This window comes from Aeromonas sp. S5(2024) (assembly GCF_041403025.1).
Taxonomy (GTDB): domain Bacteria; phylum Pseudomonadota; class Gammaproteobacteria; order Enterobacterales; family Aeromonadaceae; genus Aeromonas; species Aeromonas hydrophila.
In genome coordinates this window covers 689,587-708,307 of the sequence record NZ_JBGLRI010000001.1, presented here as the reverse complement: position 1 = coordinate 708,307, position 18,721 = coordinate 689,587, and the positions used below count along the sequence as shown (strand labels likewise).

Annotated in this window: 21 protein-coding genes; 7 read left to right on the top strand and 14 right to left on the bottom strand. The window is 60.4% G+C overall.

Translation table 11 applies throughout. The features are described 5' to 3' along the window. Window positions 1-7: 7 nt before the first annotated feature. From flgH to ACB032_RS03180, 9 genes are all read right to left on the bottom strand, one after another. Window positions 8-679: a flagellar basal body L-ring protein FlgH gene (gene flgH / locus ACB032_RS03220; RefSeq protein ID WP_029303983.1), complete on the bottom strand. Its 672-nt coding sequence runs from the start codon at window positions 677-679 to the stop codon at window positions 8-10. Window positions 680-693: 14 nt separating this feature from the next. Then, a complete protein-coding gene (flgG, locus tag ACB032_RS03215; RefSeq protein WP_011706639.1) occupies window positions 694-1,482 on the bottom strand; it encodes a flagellar basal-body rod protein FlgG in 789 nt (262 codons plus the stop codon). 14 nt (window positions 1,483-1,496) lie between these two features. After that, on the bottom strand, window positions 1,497-2,243 hold the full coding sequence (gene flgF, locus ACB032_RS03210) for a flagellar basal-body rod protein FlgF (protein ID WP_011706640.1): 747 nt from the start codon (window positions 2,241-2,243) through the stop codon (window positions 1,497-1,499). Between the two features lie 135 nt (window positions 2,244-2,378). Continuing rightward, window positions 2,379-3,713: a flagellar hook protein FlgE gene (flgE, locus tag ACB032_RS03205; protein ID WP_073350886.1), complete on the bottom strand. Its 1,335-nt coding sequence runs from the start codon at window positions 3,711-3,713 to the stop codon at window positions 2,379-2,381. A gap of 10 nt (window positions 3,714-3,723) precedes the next feature. Continuing rightward, the gene (locus ACB032_RS03200) at window positions 3,724-4,452 is read right to left on the bottom strand and encodes a flagellar hook assembly protein FlgD (protein ID WP_011706642.1); all 729 of its coding nucleotides are present in this window, start codon (window positions 4,450-4,452) and stop codon (window positions 3,724-3,726) included. A 15-nt stretch (window positions 4,453-4,467) separates the two neighbouring features. Continuing rightward, window positions 4,468-4,887, bottom strand: a complete 420-nt coding sequence (gene flgC / locus ACB032_RS03195) for a flagellar basal body rod protein FlgC (protein WP_011706643.1) — start codon at window positions 4,885-4,887, stop codon at window positions 4,468-4,470. Next, window positions 4,887-5,285 carry a flagellar basal body rod protein FlgB gene (flgB, locus tag ACB032_RS03190; protein WP_011706644.1) on the bottom strand — a complete coding sequence of 133 codons (399 nt, stop codon included), beginning with the start codon at window positions 5,283-5,285 and terminating at the stop codon, window positions 4,887-4,889. The genes flgC and flgB overlap by 1 nt, the downstream gene beginning before the upstream one ends. Window positions 5,286-5,348: 63 nt before the next feature. Beyond that, complete coding sequence (locus ACB032_RS03185) at window positions 5,349-6,173, bottom strand: protein-glutamate O-methyltransferase CheR (RefSeq protein ID WP_011706645.1); 825 nt, start codon at window positions 6,171-6,173, stop codon at window positions 5,349-5,351. An 18-nt stretch (window positions 6,174-6,191) separates the two neighbouring features. Next, window positions 6,192-7,103: a chemotaxis protein CheV gene (locus ACB032_RS03180; RefSeq protein WP_011706646.1), complete on the bottom strand. Its 912-nt coding sequence runs from the start codon at window positions 7,101-7,103 to the stop codon at window positions 6,192-6,194. A gap of 222 nt (window positions 7,104-7,325) precedes the next feature. Between ACB032_RS03180 and flgA the strand changes: the two genes are divergently transcribed. The 3 genes from flgA (at window position 7,326) to ACB032_RS03165 (ending at window position 8,755) form a co-directional block, all read left to right on the top strand. Continuing rightward, window positions 7,326-7,931, top strand: a complete 606-nt coding sequence (gene flgA / locus ACB032_RS03175; RefSeq protein ID WP_265342761.1) for a flagellar basal body P-ring formation chaperone FlgA — start codon at window positions 7,326-7,328, stop codon at window positions 7,929-7,931. 90 nt (window positions 7,932-8,021) lie between these two features. Then, on the top strand, window positions 8,022-8,342 hold the full coding sequence (flgM, locus tag ACB032_RS03170) for a flagellar biosynthesis anti-sigma factor FlgM (RefSeq protein WP_011706648.1): 321 nt from the start codon (window positions 8,022-8,024) through the stop codon (window positions 8,340-8,342). Then, window positions 8,342-8,755, top strand: coding sequence for a flagella synthesis protein FlgN (locus ACB032_RS03165; protein WP_011706649.1), 414 nt, complete (start codon window positions 8,342-8,344; stop codon window positions 8,753-8,755). The genes flgM and ACB032_RS03165 overlap by 1 nt, the downstream gene beginning before the upstream one ends. A gap of 57 nt (window positions 8,756-8,812) precedes the next feature. Here ACB032_RS03165 and yfcE read toward each other — a convergent pair whose 3' ends face one another. Next, the gene (gene yfcE / locus ACB032_RS03160; protein WP_017410412.1) at window positions 8,813-9,355 is read right to left on the bottom strand and encodes a phosphodiesterase; all 543 of its coding nucleotides are present in this window, start codon (window positions 9,353-9,355) and stop codon (window positions 8,813-8,815) included. A gap of 10 nt (window positions 9,356-9,365) precedes the next feature. Then, the gene (locus ACB032_RS03155; protein WP_371137390.1) at window positions 9,366-10,955 is read right to left on the bottom strand and encodes a peptide ABC transporter substrate-binding protein; all 1,590 of its coding nucleotides are present in this window, start codon (window positions 10,953-10,955) and stop codon (window positions 9,366-9,368) included. Between the two features lie 273 nt (window positions 10,956-11,228). On the opposite strand from ACB032_RS03155, the gene ACB032_RS03150 reads away from it, so the two are divergent. Further along, entirely contained in the window at window positions 11,229-12,134 is a 906-nt protein-coding gene (locus ACB032_RS03150; RefSeq protein ID WP_029299790.1) for a DMT family transporter, read from the top strand. A gap of 11 nt (window positions 12,135-12,145) precedes the next feature. On the opposite strand, the gene rsuA is transcribed toward ACB032_RS03150, so the two are convergent. Next, window positions 12,146-12,838: a 16S rRNA pseudouridine(516) synthase RsuA gene (gene rsuA, locus ACB032_RS03145; protein WP_371137331.1), complete on the bottom strand. Its 693-nt coding sequence runs from the start codon at window positions 12,836-12,838 to the stop codon at window positions 12,146-12,148. A gap of 174 nt (window positions 12,839-13,012) precedes the next feature. On the opposite strand from rsuA, the gene ACB032_RS03140 reads away from it, so the two are divergent. Beyond that, window positions 13,013-14,209 carry an HD-GYP domain-containing protein gene (locus ACB032_RS03140; protein WP_270831530.1) on the top strand — a complete coding sequence of 399 codons (1,197 nt, stop codon included), beginning with the start codon at window positions 13,013-13,015 and terminating at the stop codon, window positions 14,207-14,209. Here ACB032_RS03140 and ACB032_RS03135 read toward each other — a convergent pair. Next, window positions 14,206-14,394 carry a hypothetical protein gene (locus ACB032_RS03135; RefSeq protein WP_024942451.1) on the bottom strand — a complete coding sequence of 63 codons (189 nt, stop codon included), beginning with the start codon at window positions 14,392-14,394 and terminating at the stop codon, window positions 14,206-14,208. The two genes, ACB032_RS03140 and ACB032_RS03135, sit on opposite strands and share 4 nt — an antisense overlap. Window positions 14,395-14,493: 99 nt before the next feature. Continuing rightward, a complete protein-coding gene (fsa, locus tag ACB032_RS03130) occupies window positions 14,494-15,144 on the bottom strand; it encodes a fructose-6-phosphate aldolase (RefSeq protein WP_371137330.1) in 651 nt (216 codons plus the stop codon). A 128-nt stretch (window positions 15,145-15,272) separates the two neighbouring features. Here fsa and ACB032_RS03125 point away from each other — a divergent pair, with 128 nt between their 5' ends. Both ACB032_RS03125 and ACB032_RS03120 read left to right on the top strand, forming a co-directional pair. Continuing rightward, on the top strand, window positions 15,273-16,169 hold the full coding sequence (locus ACB032_RS03125) for a glycyl-radical enzyme activating protein (protein ID WP_371137329.1): 897 nt from the start codon (window positions 15,273-15,275) through the stop codon (window positions 16,167-16,169). Window positions 16,170-16,221: 52 nt separating this feature from the next. Beyond that, window positions 16,222-18,654, top strand: a complete 2,433-nt coding sequence (locus ACB032_RS03120) for a formate C-acetyltransferase/glycerol dehydratase family glycyl radical enzyme (protein WP_371137328.1) — start codon at window positions 16,222-16,224, stop codon at window positions 18,652-18,654. The last annotated feature ends 67 nt before the right edge of the window (window positions 18,655-18,721 follow it).

Genomic DNA, 18,721 nt, shown 5'->3' with positions numbered 1-18,721 from the left:
ACACCTCCTAGAGCGGCCACCAGGGACCATTGAAAAAGCTGGTGAGCCACCCCTGTTCCTGGGTATTGGCCAGATCGCCGGTGCCACCGTAATGGATGCGCGCATTGGCCACCTTTTGGGATGAAACGCTGTTGTCAGTGGTCACATCCTCTGGGCGGATCATGCCGGTGATCCGGATATATTCGTTGCCGTTGTTGAGCATGATCCACTTCTCGCCGCGCACCAGCAGGTTGCCGTTGGGCAGAACCTTGGCCACGCTGACGGAGATGTTGCCCTGCAGGCTGTTGCTCTGATCCGCCTTGGCCTGCCCCTTGAAGGCACCGTTCTGACTGAGGGAGGCCGACAGATCATAGGGGCCGGCCGTCACCGGCACACCGCCCAGCATTGCAGTGTTCATCGTCAGCTTGTTGTCCTTGCCGCTCTGGGTATTGGCCTTCTTGGAGGCGGAAGTGGACTCGGCCAGCTCGATGGTGATGATGTCGCCCACCTTGTGCGCCTTGATGTCCGAATAGATGCCGTTGACCTGATCGGGCTGGAAGATGGCACCGGTCGGCCTGACCGAGACCGGCTCCGACTCCCCGTAGACGGGGGCAAACTCGGGATCATCGGGCTTAGCGGTATTGGGCGTGCTGCTGCAGCCCCCCAACGCCAGCAGTCCCAGCATCCATATGGCTTTCATCATGCGCCTCCTACTTATGTGCGCTGGATCAGGAAGGACATCATGCCATCCACCGCCGAGAGAACCTTGGAGTTCATCTCGTACACCCGCTGGGCCTGGATCAGGTTCACCAGCTCTTCGGTCACGTTGACGTTGGAGGTCTCCAGCATGCCCTGCTTGATCACCCCCAGTCCGTCCGTCCCGGCGACACCCTGCACCGGCGCACCGCTGGACTGGGTCTCGACAAACATGTTCTCGCCCATGGGTTGCAGGCCCGAGGCGTTGACGAAGTCGGTGGTGTTGATTTGGCCCACCACCTGGGAGGCGCCATCCCCTTTGAGCTGCACCGACACCTGACCATCCTCGCCAATCGTCACGCTCTGAGCGTTCTCCGGGATCTGGATCTCCGGCTGCAGCGGATAACCGTTGCCCGGCGTGACGATGGTCCCTTCACTGTTGAGGGTGAACTGGCCGTTGCGGGTATAGGCCGCGCTGCCATCGGGCAGCTGGATCTCGAAGTAGCCGCGGCCGCTTATCATCAGATCCAGCGAGTTGTCCGTGGTTTGCACGTTGCCCTGGCTGTGGTTCTTCTGGGTGGCCACCACCTTGGCACCCGCCCCCAGCATCAGGCCGGAAGGGCGCTCGGTGTCGGCCGATGAACGGCCACCGGGCTGGTTGATGTTTTGATAGAGCAGATCCTCGAAGATGGCCCGGGATTTTTTGTAACCCACGGTGCTGGCGTTCGCCAGGTTGTTCGAGGTAACCGAGATGTTGGTCTGCTGTGCATCCAAGCCGGTCTTGCTGATCCAGAGTGCAGGGTTCATGTAAAACTCCTTGGTTAGCTGATACGCAGCAGCTGGGTTTGAGCCTCGTCATTCTCTTCCGCGGTCTTCATTATTTTGACCTGGGTTTCAAACTGACGTTGCAACCGAATAAGGTTGGTCATTTCATCGACCACGTTGACGTTGCTCCCCTCGAGGGAGCCGGCAATCAGGCCGACAGTGGCCGATGCCGCTTCATTCTGGCCATCCTTGCGACGGAACAGGCCGTCCTGCCCCTTCTCCACCGCATCTACCGCCGGATTGACCAGCTTGATGCGCTGGAAATTCTCCGGCAGGTTGGCGGCCGCCCCTTCCGGACGGCCACTGATGGTGCCGTCCCGGTTGATTTCAATTTTCTCCATCGGCAGCGGCAGCACGATGGGCTGACCGCCGTCGTCCACCACGTTCAACCCGGTGGAGGTTTGCAGGTTGCCGGTCGCGCTCAGTTGCAGATTGCCCATGCGGGTATAGGCTTCGCCGCCCTTGGGATCCTGCACCGCAATCCAGCCCTGGCCGTCGACGGCAACGTCAAGATCCCGACCCGTGGTCATCAGCATGCCATGCTGCAGGTTCTGGCCAGGCCGCTCCGCCATGGCGAACACCCGGGTGGGCAGCCCCTCGCCAAACGCCTGCATGCTGCGCGCCTGCTCGAAGTCGGACTTGAAGCCGGTGGTATTCGCGTTGGCCAGGTTGTTGCTTCGAACAGCCAGGCTGTTCATGCTCTCCTTGGCGCCCGACATGGCGATGTATAGCAGGTGATCCATGGGATCCTCCGTCAAACTGATGACTCTGACAGAGGAACTGCAATTTGAATGCCAATCCCCATTACCTCGGGTCGCCAAGGCGGCAAATACCCATGAAAAAGGGCGCCGAAGCGCCCTTTGTTAACAAAAGGATGATTAGCGGATCTGCAGTATGGTCTGCTGCAGGGAGCTGTTCACTTCCAGCGAACGGGAGTTGGCCTGGAAGTTGCGCTGCGCTGTGATGAGGTTGACCAATTGGGAGGTCAAATCCACGTTGGATTGCTCCAGCGCAGAGGACTTGATGCTACCCAAGGTGCCCGAGTTGGGGGTGCCGGGCAGCGCATCGCCAGACAGCAGAGACTGGCGCCAGGAGGTATCGCCGACCTGGGTCAGTCCTTGCGAGTTGGAGAATTTGGCAAGTGCCACCATGGCAACCTTCAACGTTGTCGCATTGCTGTAGGTCGCCGACACAATACCATCCGGCGTAATCTCGACCTTGGTCAGATTACCAACGGTGGCACCATCCTGGGTCAGTTTGGTGACGTTGAAAGGTGAGCTGTATTGCGTCACATCACCGAGACGGATCTCCAATGTCTGAGTGGGATCGGCACCGTTGTTGATGATCCCGGCCGTCGTGCCAAGGGCGACAGTTTTGATCGGATCCAATGGAACAGTCAGCGTGGGATCCAATTTACCGGCGGAGGTAAACGTCATCTTCACGCCAGTGGGGATGCCTGCGGCTGGGCTGGGTGAACCACCAGCGATATCGATGGGTTTGTTCCCTTCATACATGTACATGCTCCAGGTACCCGGTGTCAGCGGCGTTCCCGGGGCAGCCGGATCCTCATGGCGGACAAAATATTTGGTGATCACATGGGGAGCACCAAGCGAATCATAAATTGTCACCGAGGTTGAGTGGGCAAAGGTGGCCGAGTTGGTTGGATCAAACGAAGCCGGTGACGTTGGTTTGGTTTTCGACTCGATACTCAGGTTGAAACTGGCTTCCACCAGCTCGGTCATTTTGGGCTCACCCGCCCGATCCGGTATTTGAATCGGTTTGGTGGCGTTGATGCTGACCGCCTTGGGCGTCCCATCCGTGTTGATTTCATAACCTTGCAGATAGTTGCCCTGATTGTTGACCATGTAGCTGTTTTCATTCAGCTTGAAGGCGCCGGCCCGGGTAAAGGTACGATCCAGGTTGGTCAGACCGTCCGATGTCACGAAGAAGCCGTTGCCCTGAATGGACAAATCAAGGGCGTTGTTGGTGAACTGCAGCGCCCCCTGGTGAAACTGCTGTGCCACCGCCCCCGTTGCCACACCGTTGCCGACCTGGGTCTTGGCATTGACGAAGATGGAGTTGGCATATACATCCGCAAACTCGGCACGAGACTCTTTAAAGCCCGTGGTATTGACGTTGGCAATGTTGTTGGCGGTAACGTTCAGATCTTTTTGTGCCGCGTTGACACCGCTCAAGGCATTGTTAAATGACATATCCAGCTCCTTAGATCGATGCTGTTGGCGTGGGGGTTGATGGTGTTTTCACCGTACCTGCAATCTGCAAGATACTGTTCAGGCTTGTTGTACCGAGGCCTTTCAAATTGAGCTGAGTCGGATTGCTTGCCGTACCCAGGATCACGCTGTCGACCTTGCCATAGGCAAAGATCGGGACACTCTCCGACTTCCCGTCCACGGTACCGTTTGCCTTGAGGGTGTATTTGCCCTCTTTGGCCGGGTTGCCGTCCTTGTCCTTGCCATCCCATACGATTTCGACGTTGCCCTTCTGGTCACCTTCCAGCGGAAACTCCTTGATGACCTGCCCGCTCTCGTCTTCGATGGTGATCTTGACGTTCGAATACTTGTTTTCTGTGCCCACGGCGACCACGCCTGGCAAAGAGCCGTCTTTTTCCAGGTAACCCACATTGCTCTGCAGCAAGACGTTTTGCCCCACCAGCGCCGAGGCTTGCAGCGCCTGGCTGGAAGTCATCAGGCTATTGAGGCTGCCAATCTGGTTGGAGAGGCTGCTGATCCCCTGTGACGTCGACATGGAGGTCATCTGGGAAAGCATCTGGGCGTTGTCCACCGGCTTGAACGGATCCTGATAGGAGAGCTGCATGGTCAGCAGCTTCAGGAACGACTCCTGATCCAGCTCCTTCTTGGGCGTCGACGTCGTGCCCGTGGTCTGGGTGGTCGTGCGGCCGATGCCGTTCACGCCACTGGTTGTATCTGCCATCTATGCGTCCCCCTGTCAGGACTTGCCGAGGTTGAGCGTCTGCTGCAGCATCTTCTTGGCAGAGTCTGCAACCTGCACATTGGTTTGATAGCTGCGCGAGGCGTTGATCATGTCCGCCATCTCTTCCACCATGTTGACGTTGGGTTTGAAGATGAAGCCGTCTTTATCCGCCATGGGGTGGTTGGGGTTGTACTCCTTGAGCAAAGGTGCCTCGCTCTCGACAATCCCCTTTACTTCAACCCCGGCCGACGCCTGCTTGTCCGACATGGCCTGATCCAGCTGGGCGGCAAAAATTGGCCGCCTGGCATGGTAAGTTTTTTCCACGCTGGAGCTGACGCTGTCGGCGTTGGCCATGTTGCTGGCTACCGTATTGAGGCGAACAGACTGTGCACTCATGGCCGAGCCTGCAATGTCAAAGACCTTGAACAAACTCATCACTGTTCTCCTTTCAAGGCCTTCAGCAGGCCGCTGATCTTGCTGTTCATAAATTCAAGGGAGGTCTGGTATTCAAGGCTGTTGCGCAAAAACTCGCTGCGCTCCTGCTGCACGTCGACCGTGTTGCCATCACCGGTATCGGGCTGCAGGGGATTGCGATATTGCGTAACGCCTGGGGCATCCATCTGCAGGGCGAAATGCTTCTCACTGGTCGTGGCAAGGCCAAAGCCCTGTTGTTGCTGGGCCTCTTCCAATGCTTGCGAGAAGTTGATATCCCGAGCCTTGAAGCCCGGCGTGTCCGCGTTGGCAATGTTGCTGGACAACACCTCTGCACGCTTGGAGCGAACGCTCAGCGTGTATTGATGAATACCAAATGCCTTGTCGAATGAAATTGCCATAGCACACCTCCTGCTTGAGAAATTATTAGCAAGAGGTGTGCCAAAGAGGGATTTAAGCGGGGATCATTTAACCTTGTAGACGATGCCGGGGTTGCACCGGATCATCTCGAACCTGTCGGTCAACCCGGCCAGCGACTCGGAAGCCCCCAGCATCAGATAGCCGCCGGGATTGAGGCTGGCAGCAAACTGGTTGAGGATCTTGGACTTCACTTCCGGTGCAAAATAGATGAGCACGTTGCGACAAAAGATGATGTCGAACTTTCCAAGCAGGCTGTAGCTTTCCAGCAGGTTCAATGGCCGGAAGGTGGTCAATTTTCTGACACGCTCCACCACCCGCATCTTGTTGTCACCATAAGGTTCGAAGAACAGCTTCTTGCGCTCAGGCGACAGACCGCGAGCCAGCGCCAGACTGTCGTACACCCCTTCCTTGCACTGATTGAGCATGGTGCTGGAAATATCAGTCCCGACGATTTGTACCCCGCCTGGCAAGGTGCCCGGTTTCTTGACCTGCTGTTCCAATGCCGTCATGGCAATGGAGTAGGGCTCCTGCCCAGAAGAGGAGGCAGCAGACCAGATCTTGATCGGTCGGCCACTCTTGCCGAGCTCGGGAAATATCTTGTCCGTCAGCAGCTGGAAGGGGTAAGTATCGCGAAACCACAAGGTTTCGTTGGTAGTCATGGCATCAACCACTGCCATTTTCAGGTCACGCTCACGCACACTCATCGCTCGAGTAACCAGATCAGACAGACTCTCAATACCAAACTGAGTCATCAAGGGTGAAAGCCGACTCTTGACCAGATACTGTTTGTTGTCACCCAGCACGATTCCGCTCTGTACCGCCAGAAAATTGCTGAATTGTTTGTATAAGTCGTCCGAAAGTGTCTTCATGCAGTTTGTTCTTCTTGATTAGAGTGCGCCTTGTACGGCCTTGGCCAATTCATCCGGCTGGAATTTGGCAATGAAATTGTTCGCACCAACTTTCTGCACCATGGCCTGATTGAACACCCCACTGAGGGATGTGTGCAGAATAACATGTAAGTCCTTGAGATTGGGATTGTTGCGGATCTCGGCGGTAAAAGTATAACCATCCATTTCCGGCATCTCGATGTCCGAAATCACCAAGGCGATCTGATCCTTGATGGGACCGTTTTTGGACATTTCCAGCAACATGTTGAGCGCTTCACGCCCATCCTTGGCCAGCACGCACTGCACGCCGATGGCTTCGAGAGCACGCTGTACCTGCTTGCGAGCCACGGAAGAGTCATCAGCCACCAGCACCGGACGTCCCAGGGTCGGATGCTCCACGCTGGCTTCCACCAGCTCTTTGCTGACCTCGGTCGATACCGGCGAAATTTCGTTGAGAATGCGTTCCACGTCCAGGATCTCGACCAACTCACCGTCGACCTCGGTCACTGCCGTCATGTAGTTGATGCGCCCGGCCCCTTTCGGCGGCGGCAGGATGGATTCCCAGTTCATGTTGATGATGCGCTCGACCGAGTGCACCAGGAAGCCCTGAATGGAGCGGTTGTATTCGGAGATGATGATGAAGCACTTGGTCAGATCTTCGATCGGACGCTTGCCCATCGCCATGCTGAGGTCGATCACCGAGATGGTCTGGCCGCGGATATGGGCCACCCCGCGAATGCAGGAGTTCAGCTTTGGCATGACAGTCAAGGGAGGACACTGCAACACTTCACGTACCTTGAATACGTTGATGCCAAATCTTTGACGTCCGTTGAGACGAAACAACAATAACTCCAGCCGGTTTTGCCCAACTAGCTGGGTACGTTGGTTGACCGAGTCCAGGATACTGGCCATAAACACTCCCTAAAAACGCTTGGCATTAATCATGCATGCGTGTTGGCTTGCGTCAGACTATCGATGTCACTGCGAACGAATTCTGAAGCAAGCATAGTTAAATATGGTGATATACGTGAACAACTTATCGGCCAGCGAGCGAAAATGATTAGTAGACTTTTCCTCACCTTACTGCTGTTTTGCGGCATTTCTCACGCCACGGCATCCGAGGTGACCAGTTACTTGCAAGAAAAGGCGCAGGATTTTGTGCTCGGCCAGCTCGATGTCCCGCTCGATGCCCAGGTACAGGTGCAGGCAGCCTCCATCGATGAACGCCTGCCTTTGAGTCGCTGCGACGAACATCTTGCCATCACGCTGCCCGCCAAGATGGAGATCCGCCGCAATACCACCGTCTACCTCAAATGCGAGGAAGAGAAGCCCTGGGATCTCTACCTGCCGGTGCGGGTCAGCATACAGAAGCCTTATGTGACCGTCTCCACCCCGGTGGCCAAGGGCGATATCCTCAGCGAAGGCGTGCTGACGCAGGCCTATCAGGATCAGACCCTGATCCGCGGCGACTATCTCAGCGATACCACAGAGCTCATTGGCGTGCGCAGCAAACGCGAACTCAAGCCAGGCCAGCCTATCCGGCTCAGTCAGGTCTGCGTGGTCTGCAAGGGCGATCAGGTGACCCTCAGCGCAGAAAATAGCAGCATGCAAATCAAAACCATGGCCCGAGCCTTGCAAGATGGCAGCTTCGGAGACATGATCAGGCTCGTCAATATCCGCTCAGGCAAAACGGTGCAGGGTAAAGTCAACGCTGTTGGCTCCGTGGTGGTCACCTTCTGAGTATTTTTCAGATCACTTTTTTTCTAAAGTTATGGCGATGACCACCGATAAACAGGTAAGCGAACAGCAAAGCAGACGAAGGTAAACACTATGGCTATTAACAATATCAACAACTTGGCGAACAACCGGTTGCAAAATACCGGGAGCAGCCAGGGTGCCAATACCAAACCAGCGACCTCGTCCCCCGATAACCGTGCGGCGACCGTCAAGACCGACTCCGTCTCCTTGACCAGCGAGGCGCAGCAATTGCAACAGATGCAGAAGAACCTCAACTCAGCTTCCACTGGCAATGAAAGCCGGGTCGAGAGCCTGAAGAAAGCCGTGGCCAATGGTGAATATCAGGTCAACAGCGAAGCTGTGGCCAAGAAGATGTTCAGCTTCGAATCCAACCTCGACAAGTTGCTGGGATAATGGATTTACCTTCGCTGCTGCACACTCAAGACGACTACCTCTCCCAGATGCAAGGCTTGCTGGAGGAGGAGTTCAACCTGCTCAAGCAGCACCAGGCGCTGGCGCTGCCCGAGCTGGCAGAGCGCAAGCAGAAGCTGCTTGCCGATATTGAAGAACTGGACAAGGCCATGGCGCTGCTGCCAGACCTGAAACAGCAACTGAACGCCTACCCCGAGCAGATGCGCACCCTGCGTGAGAAACTCGATGCCTGCCAGGAACAGAACGATCTGAACGGGCGCCTGCTCGAGCTCAGCATTGTCTCCAACCGCCGGCTGGCCAGCTACCTGAGCAAGTTGCGGGATCGCAACTCCCTGACCTATGACGCCAAGGGCAATACCCGCTCCGGTACCCGCTCCATCGGCATCAAGGCCTGATCTCTCCGTTACGACGATTGGCTGCTCCGCAGCACGACCATCCCAACCTCCTCTTTTTTACAGTTCCAGCCGCAACAGCTCTTCGCTGTCCGCACAGGCGTGAATACCGAGCACCCCATCCTCGTAGCGGCCATAACTTGCCGCCAGGTTGCCGCGCGGAAAACAGATGGATCCCGGGTTCATCAGCACCAGCTCCCCTTCGCGTTGCAGCACGGGCAAATGGGTGTGACCGCTGATGAACAGGCTGCCGGCAGGCAGCGGTACCTCTGCTGGCCGATAGAGATGGCCATGGCTGACGAACCAGCGCCGACCATCCACCAGCATCTGGTTGTAAGGGGCTGTGATGGGGAAATCCAGCAGCATCTGATCCACTTCCGAATCACAGTTGCCCCTTACCGCCATGATGCGGGAAGCCAGCGTATTGAGTCGCTCGGCCACGGCCGCAGGGGCATAGCCCGGCGGCACCGGGTTGCGTGGGCCATGGTTGAGCAGATCGCCGAGCAGCAGGTAGTGATCCGGCTGCCAGGGGGCAAGCTGGTCCAGCACCCGCTCCAGCGCACTCAGGCTGCCGTGCAGGTCGGACAGAATGGCAATTTTCATGGCAAGCTCCTTACTGCTGGCTGAAGTAGAGATCCTTGGTGGCGATCGCTCCCTTGAGGTTCTGCACCGGCAGGCCGCGCAGGGTGGGATCCACCAGCCGCATCTGGTTGTAGTGATAGACGGGAATGGCTGGCATCTCGTCCATCAGCAGCTGCTCGGCCTGGTGGTAGAGCCCGGTCCGCGCATTGCCATCCAGGGTATCAGCCGCCTGCTGCAGCAAGCCGTCGAAGGTCGGGTTGCAGTAACCGCTCTCGTTCTGGGGATCCTGGCAGCGGAAGCTGTTGAGCATGGCGGAGGGCTCCACATAATCCCCGAACAGGAAGGAGCGGGCCAGCATGAAATCGCCGCTGTCTTTGGCCACCTGATAGGCATTCCACTCCATGTTGTTGAGCGTCACTTCAACCCCCAGCGGCTTCCACATGGACGCGACCGCCAGCGCCAGCTTCTTGTGATTCTCCGAGGTGTTGTAGGTGAGCGTCAGCTTGAGAGGATGCTGACTGTCATAGCCGGCCTGGGCCAGCAGCGCCGCCGCCTTGGCCAACCGGGTCGGTTGATCCTGCAGGGCCAGGGAGGAGCTCAGCGCCTCGTAGCCCGGCATGCCGGGCAGCAGCGACCAGGCGGCCTGCTCCCCCTGCCCGCTGACCTTCTCGGTCAACAGGTGCCGATCGATGGTCATGGCCAGCGCCTGGCGTACCCGCACATCCTGCAGCTCGGGGCGACGCAGGTTGAAGGTGTAGAGGTAGGTGCCCAGCAGCGGCAGCCCCCAGATCCGCTCGGGAGTCGCCTCCTTGGTCTTCTGGTAATACTCCAGCGCTACCTTGTTGGTGAGCTGGATCTCCCCCGCCTCGTAGCGCAGCCGCTCGGCATGCTGGGAGGCGAGCGGCAGGTAGGTCACCCGCTGGATCCGGGTGTGGGCATCATCCCAGTACTGGACGTTGCGCTCGGCTTCGATACGCTCATTGGGCACCCAGTTCACCAGCTTGTAGGCACCATTGCTCACCAGCCTGCCGGGCTGGGTCCACTGCTTGCCAAACTGGCTGACCGCTTTCTGGTTGACCGGCACGAAGGGGCGCTGGCTTATCAGCTGCAGGAAGTAGGGCACCGGCCGCTCCAGCGTCACTTTGAGGATCTGGTCACTTTCCGCCTCCACCCCCAGGGTGTTGAGATCGAGCGCACCGGCATAGATGGACTGGGCATTGTTGATGCCGGTCGCCAGCAGCAGGCCGGCTGAGGGCGAGGCCTGGGCCGGATCCAGCAGACGACGCCAGGCATAGACGAAATCGGCGGCGGTGAGCACATCACCATTGGACCACTTGAGCTGGGGACGCAGGAAGAAACGCCAGACCAGCCCGTCCTCGCTGGTCTCCCAGCGCTGGGCCTGGGCCGGCACGATCCGCCCCTGCCCATCTTCGCTCACCAGTCCCTCGAACAAGTCCACCAGCACCACTTCACCGGGGAAACCGGAGCGGATCTGGGCCGGATCGAGGGACTCGGGTTCGGCGCCATTGCCCTTGACCAGGGTCTGGCGATCAGACAGCGCGGGCTCCTGGGATACCGTGGTCGCCTGCAGCGGCGGCGCCAGCAGCAGACCCAGCAGCATGGGAGAGAGCCAGCGACGGGCTGGCCGGGAAGCGGGGCACAAAACCATGACATAAACCTCGTTCAAAACACTTATTTCAAGAAGGGGGAAGGCCGGCGGCGCGCCTGAATACGAATGCATGATGCCGCGCTTGTTATCCCCGAAGACGCCCCGTATTGTATCGGGCTTGCCCAAGAGATGGAGTCTCTCGGGCTATTTTTTTCCGTAGTTTTTTATGAGGTGCGAGCGGTTGTCGCCTGCGTTCTGCATCTGGCTACATTTTCAGGAGTTTTTATGGGGTACGAGTGGCTGGCACTGGCAGCAGCCAGTTTATGGGCGGTAGCAGCCCTCATCTCCGTCAAACCGGCGCGCCACCTGGGGGCATTTGCCTACAGCCGCTGGCGCATGTTGCTGGTCAGCCTGATGCTGGGGTCGGCCAGTCTGGCCACCGGTGGCTGGCAGACCCTGACCCAGAGCGCCCTGCCCCTGCTGGCACTGTCGGGCTTGATCGGCATCTTCGTTGGCGACACCGCTCTGTTTGCCTGCATGAACCGGCTGGGGCCAAGACGCAGCGGCCTGCTGTTCTCCTGCCATGCCCTCTTCTCTGCCCTGCTCGGCCTCTGGCTGTTTGGCGAACAGCTCGGCGGCTGGCGACTGGTGGGGGCCATGCTGGTGTTTGCCGGTGTCATGCTGGCCATCCTGTTCGGTCGCCGTGGCAATGCTCAGCAGAGTGAATGGGAACAGGTGCGCGGCCATCTCGTCATCGGCATCGGTCTGGGCCTGACCGCCGCCTTCTGCCAGAGCCTGGGTGCCATCATCGCCAAACCAGTGATGATGAGTGGCACCGTGGATGCGATCAGCGCCTCCGGCATCCGCATGGGCAGCGCCCTGCTGGCCCACTGCACCCTGCGGGCGCTGAGAGTACCGCTGTCATTGCCGCACAACCCCATCAACCGCCAGGTATTGGGGATGATCGGCATCAACGGCTTTCTGGCGATGGCCATGGGCATGACGCTGATCCTGGTCGCCTTGCGCCAGGGAGACGTCGGCATGGTGGCGATCCTCTCCTCCACCACCCCGGTCATCCTGTTGCCACTGCTGTGGTGGCACTCGGGTCAGCGCCCTTCCCTAGCGGCCTGGGCCGGTGCCCTGCTGGCGACCCTGGGCACCACGCTGGTACTGGGAGCCAGCGGACACTGACTCCAGAAGGGTCAGAACCGGGCGATCTCGTCGGCGGTCAGCTCGCGATATTCGCCCAGTGCCAGCTCTTCATCCAGCGTCAGATCACCCACCCGCTCCCGGTGCAGTCCCACCACCTTGTTGCCGATGGCGGCAAACATCCGTTTCACCTGATGGTACTTGCCCTCGTGGATGGTCAGACGTGCCTCGCACTCTCCCAGGATCTCCAGCTGGGCAGGCCGGGTCTTCTCGGTCTCGCTGCGCAGCAACACCCCTTCGGCAAACAGCGCGATGGCATCCGGGCTGACCGGATCGGCGAGCCAGACGTGGTAGGTCTTGGCGCACTCATGACGGGGTGAGGTGATGCGATGAGACCACTGGCCGTCATCGGTCACCAGCACCAGACCGGTAGTGTCGAGATCGAGCCGCCCCACCACGTGCAGCTTGCCCATGGCCGGCTCATCCATCAGGAAGAACACGGTGGGGTGATCCGGGTCTTCGTTGGAGCAGACATACCCTTCCGGCTTATGCAGCATGAAGTAGCGGTTGCGCTGATCTAGGGTCAGGGTAACACCGTCAAATTCCACCTGGCTCTGCTCGTTGATGTGGAAGGCGGGCTGCTTGACCACGATACCGTCCACCATCACCTCTCCCTGCCGGATCAGTTTGCCCGCCAGCGAGCGGGTCAAGTCGGAACAATCGCAAAGAAATTTATCGAGCCGCATGCACAACCTCAGAGTCCATCAAGAAAGGGGCGTCATTATATCGGCCGGGGCCGACAACTCCAGCACTAAGCGCCCCGGCCGCCACGCATGTCGCCATGACGAACCGGGGCGCCGGTGTTAGACTGCCAACAGAGGGCCTAACGTTACGCATAATAATAAAGTTCAGGAAGCCGTATGAAGTCGCAAACACCTCATCCCGTTATTCCCGTCAACCAGCTGCAACCCGGCATGTACGTGATCGCCATCATCAGCCAGACCGGCGGTATGGAGATTGCCCAGATGGGGCTGGTGACCACCCGCCAGCAGATCAACGATCTGGTCAAGCGTGGCGTGCTCACGGTGCGGGTTGATCTCGCCCGCAGCAAGCTGCCCGGCATCGAGCAGGTCATCTCCCCCGATCCGGCCATCTCCCCGGCCAGCACCCAGCGTTCCTCCGGCAGTGGCAACGGCGAGGGGCGCGAGCTCAAGATCCGCCGGCTTTATCAGGAGGCCCGCGAGCTGCAGGGCAAGTTCATCCGTCATCTCAAGGCGGGAGAGCCCATCGACATCACGCCGCTGGCGGCGGTCGCCGAGGAGATGGTGGACACCATGTTCACCCACGGTGACGCCATGCTCTGCCTGGCCCGCATTCGCGCCAAGGATGCCTACCTGATGGAGCACTCGATGAACGTCGCCATCCTGCTGGCGAACTTCGGCCGCTATCTGGACCTAGATCGCAGTGTGCTCAAGGAGCTGACCCTGGGCGGCCTGCTGCACGACGTGGGCAAGATCATGACCCCGGACGAGGTGCTCAACAAGCCGGGCAAGCTCACCGACGAGGAGTTCGCCGTCATGCGCCAGCACGTGGTGCACAGCTACGAGATCCTGAGCAACACCCCCGGCATCACCGCCACCATGCTGGAGGTGGCCGCCAACCATCACGAACGGCTCGACGGCACCGGTTACCCGCAGCGGCTCAAAGGCGAGCAGCTCTCGCTCTATACCCGCATGAGCGGCATCGTCGATGTCTATGACGCCGTCACCGCGGATCGGGTCTACAAGCAGGGCATGCAGCCGACCCAGGCCTTTCGCATTCTGCTCAAGGGGATCAACCACCACTTCGATGCCGAACTGGTCACCAAGTTCATCAAGTGCATGGGGGTCTATCCGGTGGGGACGCTGGTGCAGCTCTCCAACCAGCGGCTGGCCATCGTCATGCAGCGTAATCCCCATGAGCCGCTCAAACCGGTGGTGAAGGTGATCTATCACGGGGCCCAGCGCCACTATCTCGAGGTGCAGTGGCTGGATCTGGCCAAGAACGGGGTGCAGGAAACCATCGAGAGCACGGTCGATCCCAAGGAGTTCGGCATCAACCTCGCCAACTTCGTCTAGTCGGCATCTCCCTCCCGCAACCGCTCGGCGCAGTGCTGGATGAGAAACTCCTCATCCAGCGGCGACAAATCGAAGCGGATGCAGGCCTCTTCGATGGCCCGGATGTCGTGTTGATGGTGCTCGCTGAGCCAACGCACGGCGCGGCGCAGATCTTCACCATGGGGCAGCAGGGTATGGTCGCTCATGGGGCACCTCCGATCAGCCATCGATAATGGCCCGTCACTGCGGGCCCTCTCTTCTAGCTTAGCCCGCCTGCCGCCCCTTCATCCTGCCTTCAAGCAGCCTCAGGCAAACGCCCGCTGCCAATCCTCGTCAAACTTCGCCAGCGCCGCGTCCACCGCCGGTACTCTCAGCAGCTGTTCGGCCACATCGAGCGGCAATGTGATGGACTGGCAACCTGCCAGCAGGCAATCAAGCGCCTGGCGCGGAGTGCGGAACGATGCCGCCAGCACCTTGCTGTGCGGCGCATGCAGCGCCAGCAGCTGTTGCAGCTCCTGTACGGTGGCGATGCCATCGCCCCCCTGGGCATCCAGCCGGTTGACGTAGGGCGCCACGTATTCGGCCCCCGCCACCGCCGCCAGCCAGCCCTGCAGCGGGGTATAGACCGCCGTGCCCAGGGTCGGCACCCCGTTGGCCGTCAGGATCTTGATGGCCGCCAGCCCCTCTTCACATACCGGGATCTTGATCACCAGGTCCCGGTCCAGCTCACGCAGGGAAAATGCCTCGCGCACCATCTCGGTTTCGGTTTTGGCCATCACCTGGGCAAACAGCCGTGCCTTGGGACCCAGCACCTCCCGCAGGGCAGGCAGCAACTCGGTCAGCGGCATGCCGCCTGCCGCGGTAATGGACGGATTGGTGGTAACGCCGGCCAGCGGCAGGATCCGTGACCAGCGGCGCACCGCAGCCACATCGGCAGTATCGAGATAAAGCTCCATCTCTGACTCCTTAATGGGATGTTCAATCTGTCGCCATTCTAGCGAGATAACATCCGCACATTGTTTGATCAAGATCAAATCAACTTTCGAACGAAAGAAAATAGAATGCAAAAACAAAAGGAGGCGGTATGATTTTCGACCTGCAACGCTATTCAACTCACGATGGCCCCGGCATTCGCACCCTGGTGTTTCTCAAGGGGTGCTCGCTGGCCTGTCGCTGGTGTCAAAACCCGGAAAGCCGCTCTCCCAAGCCGGACATACTACTCGACCGGCGCCAATGCATCGAGGGATGCCGGCTCTGCAGCGACGCCTGCCCGGCAATCTTGCGTGACAGCCAGGGTGTCCAGCTCGTCCGCTCAACCCTCGGCAATCAGGATGTGGAACGGCTGCGCGGCCTCTGCCCCAGCGAAGCGCTGCAGGTGTGCGGCCGGGAGGAGAGCCTGGACACCCTGATGGCCACCATCCTGCGGGATCGCCCCTTCTTTGAGCGCAGCGGCGGCGGAGTGACCCTCTCCGGCGGCGAGCCCTTCATGCAGCCCGAATTTGCCGCCGACCTGCTGGCCCGCTGCCAGGCCGAGGGGCTGCATACCGCGGTGGAAAGCTGCCTGCACGTACCCTGGCACCAGATTGAACCGAGCCTCCCCCACCTCGACCTGCTGCTGGCGGATCTCAAGCATGTGGATGAGGATCGCTTCTTCGACTGGACCCGCGGCAAGGTCGCCCTGCCCCTGGCCAATCTCAAGCGTCTGGCCGAGCGCGGCGTGGCCATGCAGATCCGGGTGCCGCTCATCCCCGGTTTCAATGCCGACCGCGCCTCCATCGAGGCCATCACCCGGGCCGCCGCCAGCCTCGGCACCGTACAGGAGATCCATTTTCTCCCCTACCACACCCTGGGCGCGGGCAAGTACGCCCTGCTCGACCAACCCTATCAGGCGCCACCGCAACCGCTCGATGACCCGGCACTGCTCGCCTTTGCCCATGAGTGTGCCCGTGCGCAGGGGCTGACCCCGCTCACCCGGGGCTAGGAGCACCCCATGACATCAGCCACTCACTGCCCAATGACCAGAGGATAAGACCATGACCCAGCTCGACCTCACCACCTTGCCCCCGCGGATCCGTGCCCACAAGGAGAGCCTGATCCACATCGTCCAACCGCCGGTCTGCACCGAGCGCGCCCGTCACTACACCGAGGCCTATCAGGCCCATCTGGCCCGGCCGCTGCCGGTGCGCCGCGCCCTGGCGCTGGCCCACCACCTCAAGGAGCGCACCATCTGGATCAAGCACGACGAGCTCATCGTCGGCAACCAGGCGAGCCAGGTGCGGGCGGCGCCGCTCTTTCCCGAATACACGGTGGGCTGGATCGAGAAGGAGATCGACGAGCTGGCGGATCGCCCCGGCGCCGGCTTTGCGGTGAGCGAGGCAGACAAGCTGGCCATCCACGCCCTCACCCCCTTCTGGCGCGGCCAGACGGTGCAGGATCGCTGCTACGGCCTCTTTACCGACGAGCAGAAGGGGCTGCTGGAGAGCGGCATCATCAAGGCTGAGGGCAACATGACCTCGGGGGATGCCCACCTCGCGGTCAACTACGAGCAGCTGCTTGCCCTCGGTCTCGACGGCCTCAAGGCCAAGGTGGCCGAGCGGCGCGGCCGGCTCGATCTGGCTGACTGGGCCGATCTGCAGCGCGAGCAGTTCCTGCAGGCCGTCGCCATCACCTTCGATGCCGTCAGCCAGCACATCGAGCGTTACGCCGCGCTGGCCCGAGAGCTGGCGCTGCAGGAGCCTCGCCCAGAGCGCCGCTGCGAGCTTGAGACCATCGCCCTCAACTGTGCCCACATCGCCCACCGGCCTCCCGAGACCTTCTGGCAGGCGCTGCAGCTCTGCTACTTCATCCAGCTCATCCTGCAGATCGAGTCCAACGGCCACTCGGTGTCGTTTGGCCGGATGGACCAGTACCTCTACCCCTGGTATCGCCGCGAGGTGGAATTGTCGGAATCCCTGCCGCGCACACGTGCCATCGAGCTGCTGCAAGGGTGCTGGCTCAAGCTGCTGGAGGTAAACAAGATCCGTTCCGGCACCCACTCCAAGGCCTCCGCCGGCAGCCCGCTCTATCAGAACGTCACCATCGGCGGCCAGAACTGGCGGGATGGCAAGGCCCATGACGCGGTCAACGGCCTCTCCTACGCGATTCTGGAGTCCTGCGGCCAGTTGCGCTCCACCCAGCCCAACCTCTCGGTGCGCTACCACGCCGGCATGAGCGAGGATTTCCTCGACGCCTGCATCCAGGTGATCCGCTGCGGCTTCGGCATGCCCGCCTTCAACAACGACGAGGTGGTGATCCCCGAGTTCATCAAGCTCGGGGTGAGCGAGGAGGATGCCCACCACTACGCCGCCATCGGCTGCATCGAGACCGCGGTACCCGGCAAATGGGGCTATCGCTGCACCGGCATGAGCTTCATCAACTTCGCCCGCATCCTGCTGGCGGCGCTCGATGGCGGCCGCGATGCCACCACCGGCAAGGTCTTCCTGCCCCAGCCCCAGTCACTGCGGCAAGGCTCGTTCGGCCACTTCGACGAGGTGATGGCCCGCTGGGACGAGCAGGTGCGCTACTTCACCCGCAAATCCATCGAGATCGACTGCGTGGTCGACAGCGTGCTGGAGGCCCAGGCCCACGACATCCTCTGCAGCGCCCTGGTGGATGACTGCATCGAGCGCGGCAAGACCATCAAGCAGGGGGGCGCCGTCTATGACTGGGTCTCCGGCCTGCAGGTGGGGATCGCCAACCTGGGCAACAGCCTGGCGGCGCTGAAGAAACTGGTGTTCGAGCAGGGAACGGTGGATCAGCGCGAGCTGGCCGAAGCGCTCGAGCAGGATTTTGCCGGGCTCGAGGGCGAACAGCTGCGCCAGCGCCTCACCCACGCAGCCCCCAAATATGGCAACGATCTGGACGAGGTCGACCTGCTGCTGGTGCAGGCCTACCAGAGCTACATCGACGAGCTCAAGGGGCTGCACAACACCCGCTTCGGTCGTGGCCCCATCGGCGGCACCTACTATGCGGGCACCTCCTCCATCTCGGCCAACGTGCCGTTTGGGGCGGCCACCATGGCCACCCCGGATGGCCGCCACGCCCGCACCCCGCTGGCGGAAGGGGCCAGCCCAGCGTCGGGGTCGGATCGCCTAGGCCCCACGGCGGTGTTCAACTCGCTCGGCAAGCTGCCCACGGCGGCCATTCTCGGCGGCGTGCTGCTCAACCAGAAGCTGAGCCCGGCCAGCCTTGAAAACGAGCGGGACAAGGCCAAGCTGATGAGCCTGCTGCGCACCTTCTTCGAGGTACACAAGGGGTGGCACGTGCAGTACAACATCGTCTCGCGGGAAACACTGCTGGCCGCCAAGGCCCATCCCGACCAGTATCGGGATCTGGTGGTGCGGGTGGCGGGCTATTCGGCCTTCTTCACCGCCTTATCCCCCGATGCGCAAGATGATATCATCGCCCGCACCGAGCACAGTCTCTGACGGGCCCCACCAGGGGCAGCTGTGCCCCATTATGACCGGCAAGCCACCCGCGCGGTGGCTTGCCGCT